Origin of the sequence: Nocardia sp. NPDC057440 (assembly GCF_042802915.1) — a bacterium.
Lineage (GTDB): Bacteria > Actinomycetota > Actinomycetes > Mycobacteriales > Mycobacteriaceae > Nocardia.
In genome coordinates this window covers 252,150-258,416 of record NZ_JBHVDF010000004.1, presented here as the reverse complement: position 1 = coordinate 258,416, position 6,267 = coordinate 252,150, and the positions used below count along the sequence as shown (strand labels likewise).

Annotated in this window: 6 protein-coding genes and 1 tRNA gene; 6 read left to right on the top strand and 1 reads right to left on the bottom strand. The window is 64.6% G+C overall.

What is annotated here, in order from left to right; genetic code table 11:
- The first annotated feature begins 13 nt into the window (after positions 1-13).
- From ACFU4Z_RS10270 to ACFU4Z_RS10255, 4 genes are all read left to right on the top strand, one after another.
- Positions 14-337: a hypothetical protein gene (locus ACFU4Z_RS10270; protein ID WP_379061155.1), complete on the top strand. Its 324-nt coding sequence runs from the start codon at positions 14-16 to the stop codon at positions 335-337.
- Between the two features lie 16 nt (positions 338-353).
- Complete coding sequence (locus ACFU4Z_RS10265) at positions 354-1,067, top strand: hypothetical protein (RefSeq protein WP_379061152.1); 714 nt, start codon at positions 354-356, stop codon at positions 1,065-1,067.
- Between the two features lie 243 nt (positions 1,068-1,310).
- Positions 1,311-1,529: a transposase gene (locus ACFU4Z_RS10260; RefSeq protein WP_379061150.1), complete on the top strand. Its 219-nt coding sequence runs from the start codon at positions 1,311-1,313 to the stop codon at positions 1,527-1,529.
- Positions 1,530-1,596: 67 nt separating this feature from the next.
- Positions 1,597-1,833, top strand: a complete 237-nt coding sequence (locus tag ACFU4Z_RS10255; protein ID WP_379061148.1) for a hypothetical protein — start codon at positions 1,597-1,599, stop codon at positions 1,831-1,833.
- A gap of 443 nt (positions 1,834-2,276) precedes the next feature.
- Here ACFU4Z_RS10255 and ACFU4Z_RS10250 read toward each other — a convergent pair.
- Positions 2,277-2,349: transfer RNA gene (locus tag ACFU4Z_RS10250), tRNA-Ala, on the bottom strand.
- Positions 2,350-2,471: 122 nt separating this feature from the next.
- Between ACFU4Z_RS10250 and ACFU4Z_RS10245 the strand changes: the two genes are divergently transcribed.
- On the top strand, positions 2,472-3,974 hold the full coding sequence (locus tag ACFU4Z_RS10245; protein WP_379061146.1) for a DUF222 domain-containing protein: 1,503 nt from the start codon (positions 2,472-2,474) through the stop codon (positions 3,972-3,974).
- Between the two features lie 254 nt (positions 3,975-4,228).
- Positions 4,229-6,163: an MFS transporter gene (locus ACFU4Z_RS10240; protein ID WP_379061144.1), complete on the top strand. Its 1,935-nt coding sequence runs from the start codon at positions 4,229-4,231 to the stop codon at positions 6,161-6,163.
- Positions 6,164-6,267 lie beyond the last annotated feature (104 nt).

Below are 6,267 nucleotides of genomic sequence, written 5' to 3'. Positions count from 1 at the left end.
GCGGAATGACCGAATGGGCGAGTTCGCACTGGCCCGCAACCTCTATCACCGCCCCGAAGTACACGCCGCCGTGGTTGCGGTGCTGGATCGGCTGGAGGAGGTCATACACGGGCTGTTCCCGATGGCAACCGACGAGCAGGTTCGGGCAGCGTTCGACGCGACGGAGAACACGCTGTGGGGCGGCATGGTGTTGAAGTCCGTCCCGCTGGATGAACTGCGAGATGATGGAAATCTGCGCGAGCTGATGTCGGCAGTGCTCAACGCGATGATCCGCAATGGGAGCTGCTGCGCGCCAGATCCGGCTTCTCTCTCGACGATGGCATTGCCCGACTTCTGAATCAGTCGGAGACGGAATGGGTCCGGCAGGCCAGGCTATTGAATGCCTCCCCAATGGGGACGTTCCCAAGCTCGGCAAGGCCGCTGACGAGTGGAGCAAATTTTCCAAGCACACCACCGTCACCGGCGCTGCAGGTCAAATCACTACCATCATCGGTTTGTTCGACGGTGTCGTCGACAAGAAGAACCTGGAACCGGTCCTTGGCCACCTGACCACATTGCGCGACGGCGCCAGTCAGGTCACGCTGGCCTCCCAGAATCTTGCCTCTCCAGTCTCGGAATTCCATACCGGCACGTCCGAAGCCCGCAGCACCTTCGAGTCCGAAATCAACATCCTGGTGGTAAGTGCGGGGATCGCTGTCGCCGCTGGCATTATCGCGGCCGCATTCAGCTTCGGGGGCAGCCTTGCCATCAGCGGCGGCGCCGTCGGTGCCCTTGTTCTCAACACAATCAACGCCATCCGGACTGCTTACACGGCCAGCAAATTTTACAGGCTCTTGGGTCTGGCTGCCGCCACCGCGACCGCCACCGTTGTTCTTACTCACTTTGACAAAGTCCCTACCCTCACCGCAATCGGCATGAAACTCACCGAGATGATTGCCATGCGTGTACTCGTTGACGACGATGCCGACATACCTGACCTCCCAGGCTTCCGGCATGGCGAATATACTCAGGACGAAATTGAGGAATTCATAAATGGATACGGGCGACGGAAATCCGACCATGGATAGACCGACCCCCGCCCAAGTCAACGAGGCACTCACCAAGGGGAAGCCGGAGCCGATGGGCGACGGGCGGACACCGCAGCAGGCTGAGCAGTTTGTATACCATGGCATCAAGGTGATCGTGAATTACCAAATGGCGGCTTCTTGGGCAAGGCCGATATTGGTGGTGGCCTGTCCCCAGTGAATGAGGCCGCCTGGTTTTAGAGTCCTTGTTGGCCCTGGTCAGGGCCGGAAGGGACACTGAAGGACATGTCAGGACGTAAGCGGCATTCCGCGGAGGACATCGTGCGGAAGCTGCGCCGTGCCGACGAGCTCGCAGCGGCGGGTCAGACGGGCGAGCAGATCGCCGCCGATCTGGGAGTGTCGGCCGCGACACTCTACAACTGGCGCCGCCAATACGGAGGCGTGGACACCGACGGCGCGAAAGAGCTCAAGGAGCTGCGGGAGATCGCCAAGGGAAAATTCTGAGCCCAGCGGCCAAGCGTCGAGCTGTCGACATGCTCCAACAGGTCAAGGGCATGTCGGAACGGTTCGCATGCGTTACCTCGACGAGCAGCGCACACTCGACGAGCACCTCGCCGCGGAGTACCAGGCCACATTGGAAAAGCTGGACCAGAGCATGTCGGACTATCTCGGGCTGCTCGAACGAGCCTTCTCGCCTGACGTGCAGGTCGCGCTCATCGGATCGGTCGAGCTAGCGGCGGAACTCGGCATGGCATCGGACGAGATCCTGGATTCCGATGAGAAAGTCGACGCCTACTTCCTCGACTAGCGAGAACGAGGCCACAGCCGACGCAGCAACCTACCCCTTCGACTTGCGCTGCGGGCGGCGTGCACAACGGGGAGACAGGGGCGCCGCAGTTCGACCAGGGCGCTGCCATTGGCTGGGCGCACATCGTTGGAATGGGTGAGTCTGCATTCGTAAATCGGATTGGCACCACCCAGGTCGACTGCCGTGTCCAGCGCGATCAACCGTGGCACGACCGTCCCTCGACGACAATCGACAGCTCCATCGCAGCCACGCGGCATCCAAGACGGTTGGGCAGGACGATTGCTATCGAATCCGCCGGTCCGGTCTCGGTGAACACAGCTGCCCACGCGACCACATCGATTTCGGTAAACAGGATCTAGGACCAAAACGGGGGGTAAACGCGGGGCCAGACACAAAAAACAGGTCAGGCCCGGTCTTAGACCGGGCCTGACCTGCTATTTCTGTGGAGCTAAGGGGACTCGAACCCCTGACCCCCACACTGCCAGTGTGGTGCGCTACCAGCTGCGCCATAGCCCCTGGTTATTGCCCTCAGGTTTCCCTGACTGCCTGAACGAAGTTACACCACCCGCGCGTCAGCAACCAAATCGCCTTGATTCGGGGGGTGACGGAGAGGGTTGAGTGGTCGTAGAATCGAACATATGTTCGATAGCGATGATCTCTCAGCGGTGGACTTCAGTGCCATTAGTGACGAGGGGCTTATCGACGCCCTTCGGACGGCACACGGGGCGGCTGCGGCCGCGCAGGCGGCGGAGGTGTTCGCCGTGCGGGAGCTGTATCGGCGGCGGCGTGCGGACTGGGCGGATCCGGGGCCGGGTGGGGCGCGGGGCGGGGAGTTCGCGGCGACGGAGGCGGCGGTGGCGTTGCAGGTCGACGAGGCGACGACGGCGGCGCTGATCGATATCGGCATGGTGCTGGAGGATGCGCTGCCGCGCACGCGGGCGGCGTTCGCGGCGGGGCGGATCGATCTGGCGAAGGTGCGGGTGATCGTCGACAACACGCGCGCGGTGGCGCGGGAGGCGGTGGCGGATTTGGAGCCGCGATTGCTGGAGGCGGCGGGGCGGACCAATCCGCTGCGGCTGCGGCAGGCGGCGCGGCGCTGGGCGGCTCGGCTCGATCCCGGTGGTACGCGGCGGCGGCGAGAGCGGCGACAGGAAGAACGCGATGTCCGGCTGCGCGCGGTCCAGGACAGCATGGCAGTTTTCGACGGACTGCTGCCCGCACCAGGGGCCCAGACGGTGGCGATGCGGCTGCGGGAAATGAGCATGCAGGTGTGCGCGTCGGATCCGCGGACGATGCCGCAGCGGCGTGCCGACGCGCTCGTCGCGCTGGCCGATGGGTCCGGGCAGTTGCGGTGTCAGTGTGGGCGCGGTGCGCGCTGCCCCAAGGATGGCGTGCCGATCGAGCAGCCGCGCCGTCCACTTATTCAGATAGGCATCCCCGCCGATACCCTGCTCGGGATTCAGGAGTCGCCCGCGTTCCTGGCCGGCTATGGGCCCATCGATGCGGCGCTGGCGCGATTACTGGCCGAACATGCTCGCTTCCAAGTGATTCCGGAACAGTCGGATGTCGACGACCCGGCCACCGCAGAGCAGGCGGCGCAGTGGCGGCCCATGCCCCAGCTGGAACGCGAAGTCCGTGCGGTGGACGGACTGTGCCGCTTCCCCGGTTGCGCGATGCCTGCCGCCGAATCCGAGCTGGACCACAACCATCCCGTCGACCGCGAGCGACCATCCGGCGGCGGGCCGACGGTACGCACCAACCTCGCCGTGCTCTGCGGTCGCCACCATCGCCTGAAGACATTGGCGGACAACGAGAAACTCCCCTGGACGGTCTGGCGCGCGGACCTGGAGCGCCTGCAGTGGACCGCACCGACAGGCGACATCCACACGACCGTCCGCGAGGGCGCCCGGTACCTCTTCCCCCACACCGACACCGGCGCACCAGCCGCCCCCTCTATCGACATCCACCGATTCGAGCAGGCGATGGACCCGCCCCGAGCCCTCCCCGACCGCCCCACCGCCGAAGACATGGCGTACCCCTTGAACGGCTACGTCGTCGTCCACGGACAGCTTCGGCGGATCCCACCCGAAGACGAAATCCCCGAAGACGGAACCCAGCCAGCGCGAAATCGCCCGCAGTAACCTTCGGGGTCACGCTCGCGCCGATGAACCAATCGGCACCCATTCTGCACGATTCGCTGTGCAGACCTCCGGAATCGAACCTTGTCGACCCCGGCACCGAATGCCCGGCGACAACAACCAAAACAAGCAGTTGTTTCGAGAACAGTGATACAAATCACGGCCGGTCGCTACATTGTTTCCACCCGGCTACTCGTCCTGAACTGCGGATGGTTCAGTCTCCTGCGAAATGCCGTGGCCAGAAAGGCATATCGACCATGAGTTCGACCACGACTACGCCTCCGCCGACCCTGATCACCGGGTTGTGGCAGCGCAAACTACCGCATTATCCCGATACGCCCGCCCGTTCCTGGTACCTGGCCGTGGTGGTCATCACCTCGATCGCTTTGTATTACCAATTGTTCGTCACCGGCGCGGTGGGCAATGAGCTCATCGCGTACTTCGATCTCTCTTTTGCCTACTTCGTGTGGATCTTCATTATCGGCGCCGCATTCGGCGCGGTCGCCTCGGTGCTCGCGGGTGTGCTCGATCGGTGGGGGCGGGCGAATATCGTCGCCTACGGCGTGGTGATCTGCTCGCTGCTGACGCTGTTCGCGGTACCCGCGACGACCTCGAAAGAGGCATACCTCGTCGTCTACATCCTGGTGAGCATCGTCGAGGGCGCTGTCCTCGTGGCGACACCGGCGCTGATCCGCGACTTCTCGCCACAGCTCGACCGCGCATCCGCGATGGGTTTCTGGACGCTCGGACCCGTGATCGGCGCCCTGGTCACCACCCAGATCTCCACCCGGACCCTGGACGCGCATCCGGACTGGCAGTTCCACTACCGACTCTGCGGCGCGATCAGTCTCGTCATCGCCGTGATCGCGGTGATCGGATTGCGTGAGCTGAGTCCACAACTGCGCGACCAGATCATGGTGTCACTGCGCGACCGGGCGCTGATCGAGGCACGCGCCCGCGGCATCGATGTCAGCGAGCTGGAGCAGGGGCAGTGGCGGCAGATGTTGCGCCTCAATATCGTGGGGTCGGCCCTCGGGATCAGCCTGTTCCTGGCCTTCTTCTACACCATCGTGTCGTTCCTACCGGTCTACATGGCCACGAACTTCGGCTTCAGTCCGGCCAAGGCCAACGCGCTCGGCAACTGGTACTGGACCGCCAACGCGATCGCGCTGGTGCTCGCCGGAATCGCGTCGGACAAACTCAAGGTGCGCAAGCCGTTCATGATCGTCGGCGGGCTCATCAGCATCGTCGGCATGTTCGTTTTCATCGGCTACACCGACAAACCCGACACCGGCTACTACGCGTTCGCAACGGTTTTCGTGGTCATCGCGGTCGGCACGGGCATCGCCTACTCCACCTGGATGGCCAGCTTCACCGAGACGGTCGAGGACCGGAACCCGGCCGCGACCGCCGTCGGACTCGCGGTCTGGGGCGGTACCCTGCGCAGCGTCGTCACCGTCGTCCTGTTCGGCTTGCTCATCGTGGTGAACGCGGCGGGCCCGCTGGTCAATTACGGCCCCAGGCTCCAAGAAATCCAGCACCGATTCGGCCCGGAGCTGGCGACCATTCAGCAGGTCGGACCGGAAACCCTTGCGGCGCTGAAAACCAACCCCAACGATCAGGCCGCACAGCTCACGGCGATGACGAAGCTCACCGGCGCCACAGCGGCCGAGATTCAGGCGGCCTTCGGACTGAGCATGAAATACCCACAGGAAGTCGCGACCGTGCAGGCGGTCGATCCCGCCACATTAGCGGCGCTCGCGACCAACCCCACCGATGCGAACGCCGGACTCGCGGCGGTCGGGCAGGTGGCCAAGAAGTTCGGTATTCCGCCGGACCAGGCGATTGCCCGCCTCACCGCCGTCCAGCAGATTCCACCCGCCGAACTCGCCGTGGCCGCGAAGGTCGGCCCGCAACTCGAGCAGGCGAGCGCGAAGCTGAAAGCGGTCGGCGCCATACCCGCCGAAGACCAGGCCTACCTGGCCGAGCACGCCACAGAAGTGCAGCAGGCGCAAGCCGATTCGCCCTCACAGTGGAAGCGCTGGTGGTGGATCTGCCTGATCGCACAGATCGCGTTCCTGCCGTTCGTCTTCCTGATGGCCGGACACTGGAGCCCGAAGAAGGCCGCCGCGGAAGCCGCGGAGCACGACGAACTCGTCGAACGCGAACTCGCCACCTTGTCGGCGAAGTGACGCAGCCGGGGGGGGGGGGGGGGCGGCGGGGGGGGCGCCCCCCGCGCGGGCGATTCCCCCCGCCCCCCGCCCCCCGGCGGCACCGGGGGACACTCGGAGCGGCG